17 protein-coding genes are annotated in these 18,659 nt (G+C 43.1%); 1 reads left to right on the forward strand and 16 read right to left on the reverse strand.

What is annotated here, in order from left to right; all coding sequences use genetic code 11:
- Positions 1 to 6: 6 nt before the first annotated feature.
- The 16 genes from ACTJKG_RS02825 to ACTJKG_RS02900 all read right to left on the reverse strand — a co-directional run bounded on the left by ACTJKG_RS02825 (position 7) and on the right by ACTJKG_RS02900 (position 17,718).
- Complete coding sequence (locus tag ACTJKG_RS02825) at positions 7 to 1,221, reverse strand: glycosyltransferase family 4 protein (protein WP_440738290.1); 1,215 nt, start codon at positions 1,219 to 1,221, stop codon at positions 7 to 9.
- Between the two features lie 146 nt (positions 1,222 to 1,367).
- A complete protein-coding gene (locus tag ACTJKG_RS02830) occupies positions 1,368 to 1,964 on the reverse strand; it encodes a ribonuclease HII (protein ID WP_172334367.1) in 597 nt (198 codons plus the stop codon).
- Between the two features lie 125 nt (positions 1,965 to 2,089).
- The gene (locus ACTJKG_RS02835) at positions 2,090 to 3,328 is read right to left on the reverse strand and encodes a PP2C family protein-serine/threonine phosphatase (RefSeq protein WP_172334366.1); all 1,239 of its coding nucleotides are present in this window, start codon (positions 3,326 to 3,328) and stop codon (positions 2,090 to 2,092) included.
- Between the two features lie 39 nt (positions 3,329 to 3,367).
- Complete coding sequence (locus ACTJKG_RS02840; protein ID WP_440738291.1) at positions 3,368 to 4,567, reverse strand: ABC transporter permease; 1,200 nt, start codon at positions 4,565 to 4,567, stop codon at positions 3,368 to 3,370.
- 207 nt (positions 4,568 to 4,774) lie between these two features.
- Positions 4,775 to 5,905 (reverse strand): glycosyltransferase family 2 protein, encoded by a 1,131-nt coding sequence (locus ACTJKG_RS02845; protein WP_172334364.1) that lies wholly within the window; start codon positions 5,903 to 5,905, stop codon positions 4,775 to 4,777.
- A complete protein-coding gene (locus ACTJKG_RS02850) occupies positions 5,889 to 6,863 on the reverse strand; it encodes a hypothetical protein (RefSeq protein WP_440738292.1) in 975 nt (324 codons plus the stop codon). Before ACTJKG_RS02850 ends, ACTJKG_RS02845 begins: the two co-directional genes overlap by 17 nt.
- Positions 6,864 to 6,948: 85 nt before the next feature.
- A complete protein-coding gene (locus tag ACTJKG_RS02855; RefSeq protein ID WP_172334362.1) occupies positions 6,949 to 7,794 on the reverse strand; it encodes a dienelactone hydrolase family protein in 846 nt (281 codons plus the stop codon).
- Positions 7,795 to 7,893: 99 nt separating this feature from the next.
- Positions 7,894 to 10,035 (reverse strand): xanthine dehydrogenase family protein molybdopterin-binding subunit, encoded by a 2,142-nt coding sequence (locus ACTJKG_RS02860; RefSeq protein WP_440738293.1) that lies wholly within the window; start codon positions 10,033 to 10,035, stop codon positions 7,894 to 7,896.
- A 6-nt stretch (positions 10,036 to 10,041) separates the two neighbouring features.
- Positions 10,042 to 11,022 carry an FAD binding domain-containing protein gene (locus tag ACTJKG_RS02865; protein WP_440738294.1) on the reverse strand — a complete coding sequence of 327 codons (981 nt, stop codon included), beginning with the start codon at positions 11,020 to 11,022 and terminating at the stop codon, positions 10,042 to 10,044.
- The gene (locus ACTJKG_RS02870) at positions 11,019 to 11,663 is read right to left on the reverse strand and encodes a (2Fe-2S)-binding protein (RefSeq protein WP_440738295.1); all 645 of its coding nucleotides are present in this window, start codon (positions 11,661 to 11,663) and stop codon (positions 11,019 to 11,021) included. The genes ACTJKG_RS02865 and ACTJKG_RS02870 overlap by 4 nt, the downstream gene beginning before the upstream one ends.
- Before the next feature lie 317 nt (positions 11,664 to 11,980).
- Positions 11,981 to 12,361, reverse strand: coding sequence for an RNA recognition motif domain-containing protein (locus ACTJKG_RS02875; protein WP_172334359.1), 381 nt, complete (start codon positions 12,359 to 12,361; stop codon positions 11,981 to 11,983).
- Between the two features lie 214 nt (positions 12,362 to 12,575).
- On the reverse strand, positions 12,576 to 13,028 hold the full coding sequence (locus tag ACTJKG_RS02880; RefSeq protein WP_440738296.1) for a 3-oxoacyl-ACP synthase: 453 nt from the start codon (positions 13,026 to 13,028) through the stop codon (positions 12,576 to 12,578).
- Between the two features lie 410 nt (positions 13,029 to 13,438).
- A complete protein-coding gene (locus ACTJKG_RS02885; protein WP_172334357.1) occupies positions 13,439 to 14,068 on the reverse strand; it encodes a gluconate 2-dehydrogenase subunit 3 family protein in 630 nt (209 codons plus the stop codon).
- A 21-nt stretch (positions 14,069 to 14,089) separates the two neighbouring features.
- Positions 14,090 to 15,823 (reverse strand): GMC family oxidoreductase, encoded by a 1,734-nt coding sequence (locus tag ACTJKG_RS02890; protein WP_440738297.1) that lies wholly within the window; start codon positions 15,821 to 15,823, stop codon positions 14,090 to 14,092.
- Between the two features lie 126 nt (positions 15,824 to 15,949).
- Complete coding sequence (locus ACTJKG_RS02895) at positions 15,950 to 16,621, reverse strand: 3-keto-disaccharide hydrolase (protein ID WP_172334355.1); 672 nt, start codon at positions 16,619 to 16,621, stop codon at positions 15,950 to 15,952.
- Positions 16,622 to 16,779: 158 nt separating this feature from the next.
- A complete protein-coding gene (locus ACTJKG_RS02900; RefSeq protein ID WP_440738298.1) occupies positions 16,780 to 17,718 on the reverse strand; it encodes a hypothetical protein in 939 nt (312 codons plus the stop codon).
- A gap of 390 nt (positions 17,719 to 18,108) precedes the next feature.
- Here ACTJKG_RS02900 and ACTJKG_RS02905 point away from each other — a divergent pair, with 390 nt between their 5' ends.
- Complete coding sequence (locus ACTJKG_RS02905) at positions 18,109 to 18,537, forward strand: CBS domain-containing protein (RefSeq protein ID WP_172334353.1); 429 nt, start codon at positions 18,109 to 18,111, stop codon at positions 18,535 to 18,537.
- Positions 18,538 to 18,659: the final 122 nt, after the last annotated feature.

The raw sequence follows: 18,659 nt of genomic DNA on the forward strand, positions 1-18,659 counted from the left end.
AAGCGCTTAACCCTGATAAAAGGGGGTTAGTTTTTCGTAAAACTGTGCCAGATCATGCGTTACCGCATTTACATTGTGTTGCTGTTCAACCAACTTTCGGGCGTTTGTGCCTATGGTACGGCAATATTCCTCATCGGTGATACAACGCTCAATAGCATTATAAAACTCATCCTGATCATTAGCTATAATAATATTGGTGCCATTCTCGAAGTTTATACCTTCGGCACCAATGGATGTGGAAATGATACATTTTTGCATAGCCATCCCCTCTACAATTTTCACCCGCATGCCTCCACCCGATAACAGCGGTACAATCATAATGGCTTTGCTGTTTACAAATTCAAAGGCATCGTCAACTTCGCCCTGAATAAATATTTTACCCATTACTTCGTAATCATCAAAGCGCTCGGGGATGTTATGGCCGGCAACATAAAACTTTACACGCAGATCACCATCGGTCAAATCCTTGTGAAAATGATCAATAAACCACTCTATACCTTCACGGTTAGGCAGCCAGTCCAATGATCCCAGGAAAAACAGACTGGGAAATTCCGTTTTCTCAAAATCGGGCTGATACTGGGTAAGATCAATCCCTACCGGGAATATTTCGACCGGGATGGAGGTTCCGTATGACAGAATGGTGTTTTTATCTTCGGTTGTAAAAACGGCAATGGCATCAACTTTATTCAACTGCTGCAACTCATAGTCCTTTACCCGCCGGGCCAGCATACGCAGATACCATTTTTTAAACAGATCACTTTTTTGCTGCGCCAATCGTTCCCATACCTGGTGTTCGATATTATGCGAGCGATAAACCAGTTTAGCCCTGGAGTGTTTACGGATAGCCGCCAAATAGGGCGTTACAAACAAACCCTCGAACTGAATAATATCATAGGCTGTTTGCCGAAGCTCGCGTATCAGCAATTTTTCAAACTCGGCATCATAGTACCGGTCAATATCGTTTGATTTTTTTGTTATCAGGTTTACCAGTCCATCGAGCATGGATATACTGATATCGATATTGTAGCTAGTATAATTTATTTTAGTCAGCAGGTCATCCGTCACCTCTTGCGGGTTACCATTGTATTTTTGGGCATTTAAAGCCACCAGCGATACCTTATGTCCAAGCGCAACCAGGCCTTTTATGGTATTACATACCACAATGGCATAGCCTCCGTTTTGCGGAAACGGCACTCGGTGAGTTAAAATAAGGATTTTCATCAGGGCAAATTGTTTTTTAATGACAATGAAGCTATCATGAGCCGTTTTACTCATTTCGGTTTGTGAACCTTTAGCTCATGATGGTTTCAATGGATTCCTGGTTTGGTGCAAAAATACCAACCTGAATGCCGGAATCAAAGCCATCGTTAAAAAATACTTAACTGCGGATCGGTTACACGAAAAGTACGACGATGATATGGTGTATAGCCTATCTTCATTACCGTTTCGCGATGTTTAATTGTAGGGTAACCCTTATTGCTATGCCAGTCATATTCAGGGTGATCGGCCGCTATCTGCAACATATAATCATCCCGGTAGGTTTTGGCCAGAATTGAGGCTGCGGCTATGCTGAAAAATTTACCATCGCCCTTGATGATGCATTCATGCGGGATGTTGGGGTATTTTTTAAAGCGGTTACCGTCGATAATTAAAAACTGGGGCATTAAATGCAATTTTTCAATAGCCCGGTGCATGGCCAGGAACGATGCATTTAAAATATTGATCTGGTCGATCTCCAGGTTGTCAACAGAAGCCACGGCGAAAGCAATAGCTTTTTCCTCAATCTCGCCACGCAGCTGATACCTTATCTCTTCAGATAGCTGTTTAGAGTCGTTCAGTAAATGATGGTCAAAATCGGGAGGGAGTATTACCGCGGCAGCAAACACAGGTCCCGCCAAACAGCCACGCCCGGCTTCATCACATCCCGCCTCAATCAAATCATACTGGTATCTGGCTGATAACATATAGACAAATATAAGAAATATGGGAAAGTATCAAGTAGCTAGTATCAAGTATCAAGATTTTCCTGTAGACGTTTTAAAGGAATGCAGCTGCCGTCATACTTGATACTGACTACTTGATACTATATTTAAAAAATCCTTAAAGTAAGCAGGGTAATATCATCAATGGATTTGCTTTTAACTACATGGTTCAAATGTTCCAGGAGGGAGTCATTCAAATTATCGGGCGATAAGTGCCCGTTGGCTTTTATAAAATCAAGCAGTTTGTCCTCATTCCAGATCTTGGTGTTGATGGTTTCAAAATCCATGAGGCCATCGGTGTAGTTAAATATCAAACTACCGGGCTCCATATCAATTTCTCCCTCATTTAAAAACGGCAGCTCTTCAAAAACACCAATCATGGTGGTGCCTAACTTTAACGGAATGGCTTCTCCGTCTGAGTACAAAATGCTCGGATTATGACCGGCATTGATATAATTGAGCTTGCGTTTCTTTTCGTTATACCGGGCCAGGAATAGGGTTATAAACCTTTCTCCTTTAGTATTGCTCAGCACTATTTTATTGAGGCGATCGATAATATTAGTCAGGTCTTCTTCTACCGCCGCCCAGGCATGCAGGCTGGCCTGAAAATTGGCCATAAGCAATGCCGCCGAAATACCCTTACCTGATACATCGGCAATGCACCACAAAAACTCATTTTCGTTCAGCCGGATAAAGTCAAAATAGTCACCGCCGATATTTTGGTGCGGCAGGTACTTGGCACCGATCTCCACACTATCATCCTTGTGCATGCGCAAGGGGATCAGCATATTTTGCACTTCAACAGCCAGCTCCATCTCACGCTGAAAACGCTCTGATTGCAAACGTTCCCGGAACAACTTTTTATTTTCCAGCGCCACAATGATCACATTCATCAACGTTTGAATAAAGTTCAGGTCGTTGTTAAGCATCTCGCCAGAGGTGTTAAAATCGCCAATGAGGGCATAAGCTAAAACCTTGCTTTTGTGATGTATGGGGATGAAGTAATTATATTTTTGAAGCAGGGGATCGTGATGATCAGTTATAGCAACGGGCGATTTGATCTTACTTAATTTGTTACAGGCCCGGCTCAGCAAGATGGCCGACTCGATCTCGCCGCCATATTTGGAAATACAGACAAATTTATTCTCCTTCTCGATAAAAAAGCGAAGCTTACCCACCTGCAGATAACTCTGCAAAATCACTTCGAGCATTTGTATGAGTATAGGAGTGGCGGTGTTTTTATTAATTGCCCGGGTAATCTCTAACAGGGAGTTTAACTCCGACTGTCTTTTGAGCAACAAGCTGATTAATTCATCTTCACCAGAACTATCGTCTATATATTGCATCTGTTATTAGTAGTCACAGACTAAAGTAAAAAAATATTTTTAAATGCGTGTACTTTGTGATTTTATATCGAAGGCATCACGCAAACCTACGGTAACCAGGTTAAAAGCATATACCAACAGCATAATAGCCAAACCCGGAATGATGGCAAGGTACGCCGAGTTCATGACAATATAGCCATAATGTTCTTTTATCATTCCGCCCCAGGTAGGCATGGGCGGCTGGGCACCAAAACCCAAAAAGCTAAGCCCGGCCTCGAGCAATATGGCCGATGCGAAATTAGACGATGCCAGCACCAGGATAGGCCCTGTTATATTGGGCAAAATATGCCGGGTTATAATGCGGGCATTGTTAAATCCTAATGCCCTGGCGGCTTCAATATACTCTACTTGTTTTAAACCCATCACCTGGCCGCGTACCAGACGGGCAACTTCAACCCACATGGATAAACCTACCGCTATAAATATTTGCCATAGCCCTTTACCTAAGGCAAATGATATGGCAATCACTAGCAATAAGGCAGGTAAAGACCATAATATATTCATCAACCAACTGAGGCAAGCATCTATCCAACCCCCAAAGTAGCCAGCAATAGCACCGATGGTTACCCCAAGCAACATACTGATCAGTACCGACATCAAACCCACTGCCAGTGATATACGGGTGCCCAACAACATCCGGCTTAGCATATCGCGTCCGTAAATATCGGTACCCAGCCAAAAGGTGCGGGTAATTATCTGATCGGCCACAATCTTATCTTTAAAACGTTTATATATCTCTTTACTTTTATTGGTCGAAATACCCGGAGCCAACAGATCCTTACCATAATGGTACCGCGATTTAACTCCATTTACTACCTCAAAAATATTGTAGGCTTTCCTTTCCGGCTTATCCTCATCGCCAATATATTCATTTACAATAATGGAATCCTGCGTAAAATGGTAACCGGTAATGGGGATATCCCGGTAAAATGATGGCTGACCAAAAAACATCCGGGTAAAGAAACCAACGGTATCAACCGGCTCGCTTTTGCGTACCTGTAGCATCATAAAAGAAGATCCCGGCTTTTTAATACTCAACTGTATGGTCATGTTATTGGCATGCGGACTCTGATCGGGCATAATTAAATAACCCAAAATAGCTACCAATAAGGTAAGTATAATAAAAACAAGCCCGGCGACGGCCACTTTATTGTGTTTAAACGCCTGCCAGGTACGTTTGGATGGAGTAAGATCTGCCAATAGTTATGCTGCTTTCGGCTAAATATCGCTTAAATAGGCACAATTAACAAACAGGGAAATTAATATTTACACAGGTTTGTTATTTAGCCTCACCCAGCCCTCTCCAAAGGAGAGAGTTCTAAATATCTTTTATTTTAAAGTCCTCTCCTTTGCAGAGGATTATTACATGATGGCTGCGCTGTTAGGTGAGGCTCTTTCACAGGCTTGTTATTTCACCACCCTGCCTTTCCACAGGTATTTATGGTTATTGCCCATAAGCCCAATAACCACGAAGTAAACTATGTGCAATGGAATGAGCAGAATAAGCAAGCTTACCAGGTAAGTACGTCTGAAAAACGTGGTTATAGGCAGCAGATAAAGGATCTCGAACAAGTATTTCAATAAAAACTGAACCAGGAAAAGTTTTAAAAAGTACAGGTCGTAAAAGCCTAATGCCGCGTTAACCAATAGCGAAACATTAAATAGCCAGATGCATAGGCCAAAGGCCACCACCTTTTTATCCTTGTATTTGGTTGATTTAGAAGCCCAACGCCGTCTTTGCTGCATAAACTCTTGTAGGGTATGTTTGGCATGAGTATATACTACCGCTTCGGTTTGTTTCAAAAACCCGATCCTGCCGGGATAGCGCTCGGCTACTTTTTGCAATAGTAACTCATCATCACCCGATGCCAGATCGTCGATACCGGCAAAACCACCTACCTCATAAAACACATCTTTACGATAGGCAAAATTAGCCCCGTTACAGGTTGATGCTCGGCCATTGCCGATAAATGCGGCACCAATACCTATCAGGTAACCAAACTCCAGGGTCTGCATCAGCTCAAATAAGGAGCGTTCCTCAAAATACGTTACCGGCGATGATACCATAACCAGGTCATTCGTTTCGTAGTAACCCACAATAGATGATAACCAAGCCGGCCCCATGCGGCAATCGGCATCGGTAGCAACCATGAGCTCGCCTGTAGATAATTTGATAGCTTCGGCAATTGCTTTTTTCTTATAGGAGTTAAGCGCGCGTTCCTCCTGTAATTGCAACAATTTAACCCCTTGATCGGCATAACTGCTGATAATAGCCGCGGTATTGTCTGTGGAGTGATCGTCAACAATGATCACCTCAAAAAGGTGCTTGGGATAGTCCTGGGCCAAAACATCTTCAATAGTCAGGCTGATCCGCTCTTCTTCGTTCCGGGCCGCTATTAATATGGTAACCTTGGTTTGAAAAGATGTGCTTTTTACCGGGGTAACCTTTACTCTGCCCCAGCCACGTATCAAATAAATTACCAGTAGCAGGTAAATGCCTGTTAAAAACAGCGAAACAAAACTATGCAGTGCGATCAAAGAATTTGAGTTTAAAAACAAATAAAGACCCAATAATGGCCGGAATAATTAAATTGATGAGCCATATTGACGATACGCCTGCAATAATAGCTATTTTTTGGTCGGTTACATAGGCAAACAAGTGCGAGGCGGTGAAGCTACGCACACCCACATCGAGCAGGTCGAGTGAAGGAACAGCCGATGTTACAAAGAAATAAACAAACAGCATCATCACCATTGGAAAAAACGCGAACTGTGGAATAAGCAGGTGAAATACGATACAGTATTGAACAGTAAACGTTATATAACGGGCCATGCTGAATGCCAGGATACGCACAAGTTCGGGCTTTTTGTACCTGCCCATGATATCAAAAAAACGGTGATATTTCCGGAGAAAAGCTATCCGGTTAATCAAATTAATGATGCCTTTGATATGAAAAAAACAGATGAACAATATAGCAAGCGTCAATACCGACATAAGAACGATCAAAGCAAATAACCAGGCACTCACCGGAATGTAATTATAGAAAAGCCATACAATGGCTATCAGGCCCAAAAGGTTGGTCATAATAATTTGCCCAAAAGCGCCTACCGCCATAGCAAAAACGCCATGTATACGCTTGCGATTGGGCAAAAACATAACCCGGCCACCATATTCGCCCACCCGGTTTGGTGTGGAAATAGCCCAGGTAAGACCACAAAAAACAGCTTCTATTGATTGCCAAATAGAGATATCCACCAATCTTTTCGCCAGATATTGCCACTTGAACGCTTCCAGCACCCAGTTAACCACCATTAACAAAACCACTATCCCCATAGTTATAAACACATGGGTACTGTTTATCTGAGCAGTTAAGGCCTCAAACTGTTTAAGGTCGTCATTCTTTTTATAAAACTGATGGTATATATACCAGCCGGCCATGACCAGTACGGCCGCTTTAAGCGAAATGGATATTATTTTTTTTGTAGAAGTAGTCAAAGGTAAATTTTATGCAATGTTACAAAAAAACCGGGCAAGCTTTTCGCTTGCCCGGTATAACATCACATTATATGATATGTTTTGTTTATTTCAGCCGTGCTTTCAAAAAAGCGATGGTATTAGCGTACGCGTCTTTGGTAGCGTTGCTGTCATAAATGGGATTACTTGGGTTTGCAAATCCATGATCGGCATCATATTGATGCAGGTACAGTTTTTTACCTGCCTTTTTCATGTCCGCATCAAATTTGCCCACTACTTTAGGGTTTATCCATTGGTCTTTATTGGCAAAGTTACCCAACACGTCGGCATTCAATGTTTTTAAGCGGTTAACATCCTGCTCGGGCATGCCATAATACATTACACAGCCAGCAGCTTTTTTACCTGCCAGTAAACTGGTTTGCAAACTCCAGCCACCACCAAAACACCAGCCAATGGTAGCAATGCGCGCTTTAGTACCAGTATAAGCAATGGCTCCGTTGATAATAGCTTTCGCGCGATCTTCATTTACGGCTTGCATAAATTTACCTGCTTCTTCTTTTGTGCTGGCAACTTTACCATCATAAAGATCAAGGTCGATCACGTTAACATTACCCAGATCATTGTAGATCTTTTCAGATTCTTTTTTTACGAAATCATTCAAGCCCCACCATTCGTGTATCACCAGGATATAGTTATTGGTGGCCTTTTTAGCTTTCAGTAAATAAGCGGTTGACTCTTTACCATCAGCGGTTTTATAAGTGATAGCTGTACCAATAGAACTTTGAAAGTGAATAGGCAATGGATTCTTGTGGGCAGCCCTGAATTTTTCGCTGGAGGCCAGCATGGCAAACTGCCTTGTTGCCGAGGGTTTGCTACAGCAAACTACCCTGCGCTGTGCAAAAGCAACAACACCAAGGCAAATAAATAAAGCTAAAAGAGTTAATTTTTTCATAGACGTTTTTTTTAGTGTTAGTAGTATATATGATACAATAACAATACGTTGTTAAGCAATTCTGGTTGTGTGGTTATGAAAATAAAATTACCAACCATCTTACCCTATTACCTTATCAGGTGTTATGGGTAATTCTCTTACCCTTTTACCAGTAGCATTATAAACCGCGTTGGCTACCGCGGCGGCCATGCCTACCAGGGCTATTTCGGCCATGCCTTTTGAGCCCATCGGGTTCAGGATAGGGTCGGGTTTATTTACAAACAGGGCATCTATCTGCGGGATGTCAGCATTCACTGGTACATGATAATCGGCATAGTTGTTATTGATATAACGACCGTAGCGATGGTCTATAATCGCTTCTTCCATCAGGGCCATGCCTATACCACCAATAGCTCCGCCTACAATCTGACTGCGGGCGGTTTTAGGACTGATGATGGTACCGCAATCAGCAACAGAAGTAACCTTATCTATCTTCACTACACCTGTTAAAGCGTTCACCAATACCTTAACAAAGTGTACCGACCAGGAGTTCATCGAATACTTATCCCGGCCTTCGCCACCATCTGATTTGGAAGTAACTTCTACTGATGGCAGATTATGCTGCTTCAATATTTGCGCGTAATCGGGTTTATCATTCGTGTTGTTACCTGTTAATTTTTGAAACTCTGTTTTTAAGTCGGCACAAGCCTTGTACACCGCTGAACCCACGCTTGCCGTTGTAGCCGAGCCTCCTTGTGTAGGTGCCTGTGGTAAGTCGGAAGCTCCGTTTTCAAAGCTGATCTTATCTGCCGGTATACCCAATTGTTCGGCCGCGATTAATACCATAGCCGTACCTGTTCCGGGACCGATATCGCTTACCGCGCTTTGTAAATGCAATGTGCCATCGGCTTTTAGGGTTGCTTTGATCACAGCACCACTCCGGTAAGCGCCAAACATACCGCAACCAATGCCGTAACCTACAAACCAACCATCTTTTTTTACTGATGCGGGCTGTTGTTTGCGGTTGCTCCAGCCAATGCTGTCGGCACCAAGCTGATAAGCTTCTTTTAAATGCTTACTTGAAAATGGCTTCCCATTTTCCGGATCAGTTTCGGCATAATTACGAATTCGTATCTCGATAGGGTCTATGTTTAAAGCATAAGAAAGCTCATCCAGTGCCGATTCCAGCGCGAATGAACCCGTAGCCTCGCCCGGGCCACGCATCCAGGTGGGTGTGCCCAAATTAAGGGCCACTAAATTATATTTGGTGTTGACATTTGGGCACGCGTACAAGCTCTGACTTACATTAACGGCCCCCTCGGTAAAATTTTCATATGGAGAAGTTTGTCCGTAAGCCTGGTGGGTAATCCCTGTAAGTTTACCATCGGCAGTAGCGCCGATACCTATTTTTTGCCAGGTATGCGGGCGGTATCCCACAGAGGTGAACATATCTGCGCGGCTAAGTACCAGTTTAACCGGCTTCTTAACCGCTTTAGCGCCCAATATGGCTACAATTTCATGCGGCCAGGTGCGCAGCGCGCTGCCAAAAGCACCGCCCACAAACCGGGAGTTTACCTGTACGTTTTCAAGCGGTACCTTAAACAGCTGCGAGATATCGCGCTGGGTAGCTTTAACCCCTTGCGTTTTATCCCAAACAGTAATTTTATCGTCAGCATCCCAGCGGGCAATAATGGCATGCAGCTCCATGGGATTATGCGTATTGGTAGGCACTATATATTCCTGCTCCAACTTTATCGGAGCCGATTTCCAGGCATCTTCGGTACCACGTTTATATAAACCATCGCCGCGCGGCGGGAATCCTTTACCAAAATTGTCGGTTAAACTGGTTTGATGCTCCTCTTTGTTATACGTTGCTTTAACCAGCGATGCCCCGTACAGGGCTCGTTCATAAGTATCGGCGATAACCAGGGCTATCGGTTGCCCGTTGTAAAATATCTTATCGTCATTAAATACTTTTAACTGCGCCCTTATACCTTTTTGGTCAGGTTGAAAACCCGGAACTTTTGGCGCGTTAAGATAGGTGACCACCGCCAATACACCTGGAGCCCGTTCAGCGGCTTTAGTATCAAGAGCAGTAATGGTGCCTTTAGCTATAGTACTGCCTGCTAAAACTCCATAGGTCAATCCTTCTACAGCATATTCGGCAGAATATTTTGCTGCTCCGGTAACTTTTAATCGTCCGTCTATCCGGCTCATCCCATCTGATGATGAAGGCCGGTTTATGTTGATCGCTTTTTCCATAGGATATTAAACTAAACCTGCGGCATGTTTTAAAGCCTCGGTGATGCTTGCCGGGGCCAGTTTTAATTTAAACGAATTGTATCCGTAAGCTTTAGCGCCTTGCATAGCCAGTTGGGCAATTTGCTGAAAATTTTCTTCTGAGGCCTTTTTACCCACGAGCGCTTTTTCGGCATCAAACAATCGCCAGGGTTTATGTGCCACACCGCCCATAGCCAGGCGCGCATTTTGTATGATCCCGTTTTTAATATCCAAAGCCGCGGCAACCGATATGAGGGCGAAAGCATATGATTGCCTGTCGCGCACTTTCAAATAGTAGCTGTTTTTTGCCAGGTTATTATCTGGAATTTCTATACCGGTGATCAGTTCGCCAGGAGCCAGGTTATTGTCAGCTTCGGGATGATCGCCAGGCAGGCGGTGAAATTCGGTAAAAGGCACGCGGTGTTCTCCCTTTTTTCCCGCAACGATCACGACAGCATCCAGGGCGGCCAAAGCCACGCACATATCACTGGGATGTACCGCTATACATTGCGAACTGGCACCAAATATGGCATGCATCCGGTTAGCACCTTCATAAGCCCCACATCCGGAACCCGGCACACGTTTATTGCAGGGCATCGCGGTATCATAAAAATAACCACATCGCGTGCGTTGCATCATGTTACCTCCCACAGTGGCCATATTACGCAACTGCGGAGATGCTCCCGATTTGAGCGCCATGGCTAAAAGTGGTTGCTTTTCAATAACCTGCTTATTTTCGGAAACCACACTGTTTAAAGCCAGCGCACCAATATATAATCCATGGGGGGTTACTGTTATATTTTTTAGTGGCAGGTGATTAATATCAACCAATTTATCGGGAGCAGTAACACCACGTTTCATGAGGTCGACAAGATTAGTACCACCTGCAATTATTTTTGTCCCTGGTTTATTAATTGCCTCCAATACGGCCTGCCTGGTAGCCGGTTGAACATATTGAAATTGCTTCATACTTCCTGCCCTCCATTTTTAACTTCCTGTATGGCATTAACTATGTTGGGATAGGCTCCGCAGCGGCAAATATTCCCGCTCATATATTCTCGTATTTCATGTTCTGAACCAGCATGCCCTTCGCGGATACAGGCTACCGCCGACATGATTTGCCCAGGAGTACAATAACCACACTGAAAACCATCATGTTTTATAAAAGCCTCCTGCATGGGATGCAATTGATCGCCATGCGCCAGACCTTCAATGGTGGTGATCTTTTTGCCATTCATCATTACACCCAGGGTTAAGCAGGAGTTAACCCGCCTGCCATCTACATGCACGGTACAAGCACCGCATTGACCATGGTCACACCCTTTTTTGGTACCTGTTAGCTCCAACTGCTCGCGCAATATATCTAACAAAGTTGCGCGCGGCTCCACAGAAAGTATCCGGGGTTTGCCGTTCACCTCCATTTTTAAAGGCATTTTTTCAAAAACAGCGGCGATCTCCTCATTCAGATGCAAACCAGCTGCTTTCGCGGCTATTTCAGGAGTGAGTGCAACAGCTGTTAATAATGATGATTGTTTAAGAAAATTTCTCCTGGAGCTATCCTCTACATACGGCTCAATTGCCGGGATGATAGCGCTTTCTTTGCTTTCCATAAAAAACAGGCTTAATATGATGTTAAGTTAACTATTTTTAATAAAAAGCAACCACAGGCAACAAATGTTTTACATCGCTGGTAACAAAAAAAGGAGGATGAGAGTGTTATCAAATATTTTGCTGAGCAGCAAACTAATGAATCTCTTGCTGAGATATCACAAACACAAATAAGACCCGATGATTAATTTTATGTATAAGTATATACTGCCGGCAGATTTACCAGCCGCTAAAAATAATCCCCAACGAGCCGCAGACAGTATTTTTAAAATAAAACACCGGGTAATGTAGCCCCGGTGTTCTATTCTATTTTATAATTTTACCAACGGCCACCGCCGCCGCCTCTGTTACTATCTTTTGAGTAGCCGCCGCCACCGCCACGGTTTCCACCGCCGTAGCCGCCACCACCGCCGCGGTTACCACCACCGTAACCACCGCCGCCTCTGCGGTCAGTCGCTTTTTTCTCTTCGGCCTGGCTTACAGCAATTGAACGACCTCTAACTTCAGAGCCATTTAAGCCGGTAATAGCTAATTGGGCAGCCTCATCATCAGGCATTTCAACAAATCCGAAACCCTTGCTTCTTCCGGATTCCCTGTCAATAATTATTTTTACGGTGCTTACTTCACCGTACGCTTCAAAAAGCTCTTTTAAATCGGCTTCCTCTAATTGAAAAGGAAGACTTCCTGCAAATATGTTCATCAATTTTTAATTTATAATAGCAAGGTTCTTTTTTTACTTGCCTCGTTTTGTTAACATCAAATATAGTAATAGATATTTGATGATTACTGCAAGAATTTGTGAATGAACGTTTTTATTTTTTTTAATAATTAAAATATCATTTAACCAAAACAAAATAATACTCATTTGCGTTAAAGGTTTCCTCGAAACACCTGTGCGATTTGAGCCGAATCGCCTAATTTACAGCCTCAATGATATAAGGTTTGCCATTGAGACTGAAACTGTCACCCACTGCTTTACCCGCGAGCAGGACACCAATAGGGGAGGCCGGCGACACCGCAAAATAGTTTTTCCCGTCAACTGAAATGATTCCGGCGCTTATAGCCAGGTAAAAACTGCCATTATTCGTCGTGATCACGCTGCCGATTTCGGCTTTAATGCTTGTACCATTGGCACTGATCCGTTTAAGAGCCACCATTAATTTATTGGCTTCGTTCAGTTGGGTTAAATTACGGTCGGTTTCCTGTTGCATCATAGCCCGGCCGGTTTCATACTTATCCCCGGCGCTGCTTTTGGTATCTTCGTTTGATGCCTTTTGTGCCTCTTTGATTCCCAACTCGGCCGCATCCATGCTTTTGCGTACATAATTTACGCATGCGTCATGCAACTTCTTTCTCAGATCGCTCATGTATATAATTAAATTTGAAACTCAAACGGTAATTAAAAGTCGTTGGAATGGTGACCTTCTTACATTTCCCTGAGGCAAATAAAGCATTTTTATTATTAAGTGCGACGATAAAATCCGATGTAAAATAAAAGCCCCCTTGCACTCGCTGCTTGGGGGCTTTAAACCTAAACCTTATCACTATTTGCAGGTGTGAACCTACAAAGTAGATAAACGTATCAAATTGCCGAAATGGTATATTAACCCACCACTAATTGACAAAATAATGATAATTCAAGTCCGCAATACCCATTAAACATTTAATTATCAATTATTTATAGTTTTACTTAAAGGCAAAAAAATTTATCTTAATCATAAAAAAACGCCGGACTATTTTATCACCCGGCGTTTCATTTATCTATTGTCTGATGCTTTTATACATTCTCCATACCGTAATGTTTCAGTATGTCTGCAGGAACTCCTGTCCATTTCCCCGGAGCATTACCTGCATAGCCGATATCTTTAACACCCATTTCACTGGTAAAAAAGCCCGACGCTGTCAAATCGCGCATACGGTTAAAGAATGCCACACCCTGGGCCATTTCTGGCTTTGCTTTAGCTGGGTAAGCTATATCATCAATCACCTCTATCTGCTGCGCGCGGCTGCTATCGGTAAATGTTTTACCAAAGCGATTGAGGCATTGCAGATCGAGCCAGCGCAAACCACCACGCAAAGGCGTTTGGTGATAAGGCATATCTTTTACAATAAATTCAATAAAATCAGGCACTTTGGCATCTGTCGCGCTGCCAGATTTTTCGTCCTTGGGGATAATTATATCTACCAATACGGTTATCGTAGCCATTTCTGCAGGGGTAAAGAATTTATCGGCGTTCAGCTTTTTATCGCGTTCAACCTCAAACGGTTGGCGACCGGCTTCGGGCGCCGCAGGAGTGGATGCAGCTTCTTCACCTGTTTTTTTAGTATCGGTTTTACAGGCTTCCAGTAATAATCCTGCTGAGAGTGTACCAAAGCCTATAGCTTTTAGGGAGTCACGTCTGTTCATAACTAATTTTATTGGGGCTTGTTAAACGTTTAATTTTTTTCTTTCCTGTAAAATATATTCGGCAGTACGCATAGACAGGGCCAGGATAGTCCATGTCGCGTTTTTATCGCCTTGTTGTACAAACGGAGCGGCATCAACCACAAACAAGTTTTTGCAATCATGTGCCTGGCACCATTTATTCAGCGCCGATTTTTTAGGATCGTCACCCATACGTATGGTTCCTACTTCATGGATGATCTTACCCGGTGCTTCTAAGCCGTAATTGGTATCAGCCCCTTGTGGAGGACCGTAAATGGCGCCCATATTATGCATAATTTCCTGAAAGGTATCCTGCATGTGCTTGGCTTGTTTGATCTCATCATCGGCCCATTTGTAATGGAAACGCAATACTGGGATACCATACTTATCAACTACATTAGGATCAATTTCACAATAGTTATCATAGCGGGCTATAGCAGTACCCCGACCGGCCATGCCAAACTGGGTACCATAAAAACGACGGTAATCATCTTTCAATGATGCGCCGTAACCACCAGCCTCTTTCTTTTTACCGTTACGATCTGGCACCGCGCCATTCATGTTATGGATACCACCACCAAAACCGTATGATGGCATGTGTAAGCCGCCACCGTATTCGATGTGATAACCACGCGGGAAATCGAGTTTTTTATTATCCAGCCACCATGGCGAGTAGATATGCACACTACCTACACCGTCTTCATTGTAGCGTTTGCGATCCATCAGTTGCGGCAGGAAACCACCGGCGCTTGATCCGGTTGAATCATGCAGATAGCGCCCAACAACACCGCTGCTGTTGGCTAAACCGCCTGGATGGGCTGCTGATTTGGAGTTCAACAGGATACGAGCTGATTCACCGGCGCTGGCACCAAGCACTACCGTTTTGGCATTAACCTGGTATTCCTGCATATCTTCTTTACTGATGTATGATACTCCTGTAGCCAAACCTTCTTTATTAGTCAACACTTCACGCACCATGGCATTGGTGATCACCTTTAAGTTACCCGTTTTTACAGCAGGGATAACCAAACATGATGATGCCGAAAAATCGCCGTATACTTTACAACTACGACCGCATTGTCCACAGAAAAAGCATGCGCCACGATCTTTGTTACCAGGCAAGGCTTCGGTTAAAACCGAACCACGGCCAGCAATAGTAGTTACACCCGCTTTTATAGCACCTTGTTTAATATACAATTCATTCAGCCTTGGCTTTGGAGGTGGTAAAAAGATGCCATCAGGTTCATTCTCCAAACCTTCTTTGGTGCCATAAACACCAATCATGCGGTCAACCTTATCATAGTAAGGCTTTACTTCATCATAAGTGATCGGCCAATCATCTGTAAGGCCATCTTTAGCTTTAAAATCATGCGGCCCCATCCTTAATGAAATACGGCCCCAGTGATTGGTACGGCCGCCCAGCATACGTGAGCGGAACCAGTAAAACTCGGTTTTGTCTTTTGTTGTGTAAGGTTCGCCTTCCAATTCCCAACCGCCGTAAGCAGCGTCAAAGTCGCCAAAAGGACGGGTAGTACCCGCGCCACGACGTGGCGATTCCCATGGCCATTTTAATTGTTGTGAATCTTTGGCAGGGTCAAAATAGGCTCCGGCCTCAAGCATTAAAACTTTTACACCGGCATTGGCTAACACATAACCAGCCATACCGCCACCAGCTCCCGAACCTACAATGACCACATCGTAAGTTTCTGCTGATTTCTTGATTTGTAGATCGCTCATATAATATCAGGTGTATCCTCTGTTACGAGAAGAAAAATGCACGCGCAGGCATGCATTTGCATTTATTTGGTTTTATGGCATAAATATATCGAACGCAAAGCGTTACAACATAATCATTTTTAAATATTATAACTGTTTGATGTAAATATTGCGGAATGCAACGTCGTGACCGTGATCTTGCAGCGCGATATGACCTTTTGGATATTTGGCAAAATCAGTCCAGTTTTTGAATTTACTGTTGGCCAGTAATTCTTTCCACTCGTCGCTGCCAATTTCGGTTTCTACTATTTTAGTCCCATTTAACCAAAAAGTTAGATGACCATCTTTTTTACGCAATACTACGGCATTCCATTCGCCGGCAGGTTTAGCTACATCTGCAGAAGGGGCCTTCATATCATATAAAGAGCCCGCAAGGTGATTTGCTTTTTTGTTGTCGCTGGCTTTGGCGTTATCCAATACCTGCATTTCGATACCGGTAAGGTAAGTTTCGTTAAATTTAGGGTCTTCGTGCACACCAAAAATAATTCCGCTGTTGCCTGTTTCGGATATTTTCCAATCCAGTTTCAGTTCATAATTTTCGTATTCACCATCAGTAACCAGGTCGCCCTGGCCCTCGGCTTTTGGATCAAGCTGTAACGCGCCGTCAACAACTTTCCATGCACCAGAACCTGTTTTTAAATAGGTATGCCAACCGGTGGTTGTTTTACCATCAAATAAAGGTTTAAAGCCTTTGGATTGGGCCGATACCGTGAAATGAAGCACAGGAATAGCCATAAGGCTCAAAAGGGTCTTTTTCATTATAAATGTTTTAGATTTAATTAAGATATACCATTAGGTTGGGCTAAATATATCTGCTTTTTTTCAATGCTAAAACGATTATATGAAAAATAAATTACAAACAGCTGTGAATAGCCGTGTAAAAATATGGTTATATAAAAATGACTCCCTTTTTTGGCTTAATGTTTACCAAAATTGAATGATAGGTCTGATGCCAAACCAATGGTCACATAGCCGTAACTATCCTCAAAAAACTGGTTATAATCATCCTGCCCGCGGTAACCACCACCAACCATAAATGCCGTGCTTGGCATAAAAGGGAACTGGTAGTAATACTTCAAACTTACGTTGAGTCGTTTCTTGAAATCAACAGCCGAGTAATTATCGTACTTGTCGGCAATATAAGTAAAGTCAAACCGGATACGCTGCCAGTTTTTATACACCTTTTTGCCTTTCTCCAACGGATCATCATACGCTTTGGCAAAATTATACATGCGGCTGCCATTAACCCTGATAAATCCGTAGTGATCCTTTAATCCTTCAGATACGCCCAGGCCAAATAATCCGGCGTGTACCTCAAGCGCTATATTATCGTAACGGTTAATGATCAAGTCCTTTTTATCAATGCGCTTGCCGGTATAATAGGTAAGGGTATAAAAGTTGGTTGTGAATTTGCCGCTGTCGCGATTAAAACTGCCGTCGGGGTTCAATGATGGCCCTCTTACCCCATTGGAGTGATGCGAGTAACCGAACGATAGGAATTCCGGCTTATAAGTATCCTCATTCAACCTGTAAAATACAGTAGCACCCGGCATAAAGCTTGGCGATTTTACCGGAGCTCCATGTGAAGCCAGCAAACGTATTTTAACCCTTGCTGTAAACACGGCAAAAAACCGCGATTTAGGGGTTTGGAATAAGATAAAGTTGGGCGCCAGATCGGCGGTTAGTTGGGTCTTTATCTTGTTAAAATAATCATTACCGCCTTCGGATGTCCGCAGGTTTTGTATAAAAATATCATCAAACGCGTTATTGATCAACCGCCGTTTTAATAGAACAGAATCGGCTGTGGTATCAGTCGCTGCTATATATGGTTGTTTAAGCGTTGTGCTTTTAGCCATTAATTTGCCTGGTAAACCAAGGCAAATGAGACAGCAGATCACTATTAAGGCAGGGATTAAATTGATATGGCTGATGTTGCCTTTAAAACGCGTTTTGTGGGGTATAAGATTGATCAATGTAGTATGTATTATTTTGACCGGCAGTAATGACTAAATCAATAATTTCCAGTCGCACTATGTTAAAATACTGTTAAAAATTACGGGGGCAATATTAGATATTATTCTTTTTTAACAGTGTCAAGCTAACGTAAAAGCTAACTATACCTGAACGAGATGGCAATTCCATGATAAAATGCTGAATTGTTGATATTTATAACCCCACTGCATTTGTTTTTCAATTCTGTTTATTATATTTGGTTATAGCCAATTCTTCATTTTAACCTCAGTGCCATGATAAAAGTTTCAAATATCCTTGCCCGCAAAGGCGGCCGCATAGTTACCATTGATGCCGGCAAATCAGTTCTGGAAGCATTAAAAGTAATGGCTGATGAAAACATCGGCTCGGTGGTTATACTGGAAGATGGCGAATACGCCGGTCTGCTTACCGAACGGGATTATGCCCGCAAGGTGATCCTGAAGGGAAAATCATCCCACGAAACCTTGGTGCGCGATATTATGAGTACCGGCTTGCCCCGCATACTACCCGATAACTCCATCGAAACCTGCATGCATATCATGAGCGAAAGCAATATCCGCTACTTGCCCGTATTTATTGATGATGCGCTATGCGGCATTATTTCTATCAATGACCTGGTTAAGGAAACTATCCTGTCGCAACAGGAAACTATTGAACAGTTAAAAAGCTACATACACTCGTAGGGGAGTAAGGATTTTGGGAACAAGGAATAAGGACTTTGGGAGTAAAGAAAATTTGTTTTACTATTCCTGCCTTATCCTTTCTCTTTAATCTATATATCTTTGTTCAAAACCCTTATTCCTTG

It is taken from the genome of Mucilaginibacter sp. 22184, assembly GCF_052045695.1.
In the GTDB taxonomy this organism is placed as follows: domain Bacteria; phylum Bacteroidota; class Bacteroidia; order Sphingobacteriales; family Sphingobacteriaceae; genus Mucilaginibacter.

Coding starts and splice junctions, on each gene's coding strand:
- ACTJKG_RS02890 (WP_440738297.1), bottom strand. CDS start 15,823: ATGAGCGATCTACAAATCAAGAAATCAGCAGAAACTTACGATGTGGTC.
- ACTJKG_RS02885 (WP_172334357.1), bottom strand. CDS start 14,068: ATGAACAGACGTGACTCCCTAAAAGCTATAGGCTTTGGTACACTCTCA.
- ACTJKG_RS02895 (WP_172334355.1), bottom strand. CDS start 16,621: ATGAAAAAGACCCTTTTGAGCCTTATGGCTATTCCTGTGCTTCATTTC.
- ACTJKG_RS02825 (WP_440738290.1), bottom strand. CDS start 1,221: ATGAAAATCCTTATTTTAACTCACCGAGTGCCGTTTCCGCAAAACGGA.
- ACTJKG_RS02865 (WP_440738294.1), bottom strand. CDS start 11,022: ATGAAGCAATTTCAATATGTTCAACCGGCTACCAGGCAGGCCGTATTG.
- ACTJKG_RS02860 (WP_440738293.1), bottom strand. CDS start 10,035: ATGGAAAAAGCGATCAACATAAACCGGCCTTCATCATCAGATGGGATG.
- ACTJKG_RS02875 (WP_172334359.1), bottom strand. CDS start 12,361: ATGAACATATTTGCAGGAAGTCTTCCTTTTCAATTAGAGGAAGCCGAT.
- ACTJKG_RS02835 (WP_172334366.1), bottom strand. CDS start 3,328: ATGCAATATATAGACGATAGTTCTGGTGAAGATGAATTAATCAGCTTG.
- ACTJKG_RS02870 (WP_440738295.1), bottom strand. CDS start 11,663: ATGGAAAGCAAAGAAAGCGCTATCATCCCGGCAATTGAGCCGTATGTA.
- ACTJKG_RS02855 (WP_172334362.1), bottom strand. CDS start 7,794: ATGAAAAAATTAACTCTTTTAGCTTTATTTATTTGCCTTGGTGTTGTT.
- ACTJKG_RS02905 (WP_172334353.1), top strand. CDS start 18,109: ATGATAAAAGTTTCAAATATCCTTGCCCGCAAAGGCGGCCGCATAGTT.
- ACTJKG_RS02880 (WP_440738296.1), bottom strand. CDS start 13,028: ATGAGCGATCTGAGAAAGAAGTTGCATGACGCATGCGTAAATTATGTA.
- ACTJKG_RS02900 (WP_440738298.1), bottom strand. CDS start 17,718: ATGGCTAAAAGCACAACGCTTAAACAACCATATATAGCAGCGACTGAT.
- ACTJKG_RS02830 (WP_172334367.1), bottom strand. CDS start 1,964: ATGTTATCAGCCAGATACCAGTATGATTTGATTGAGGCGGGATGTGAT.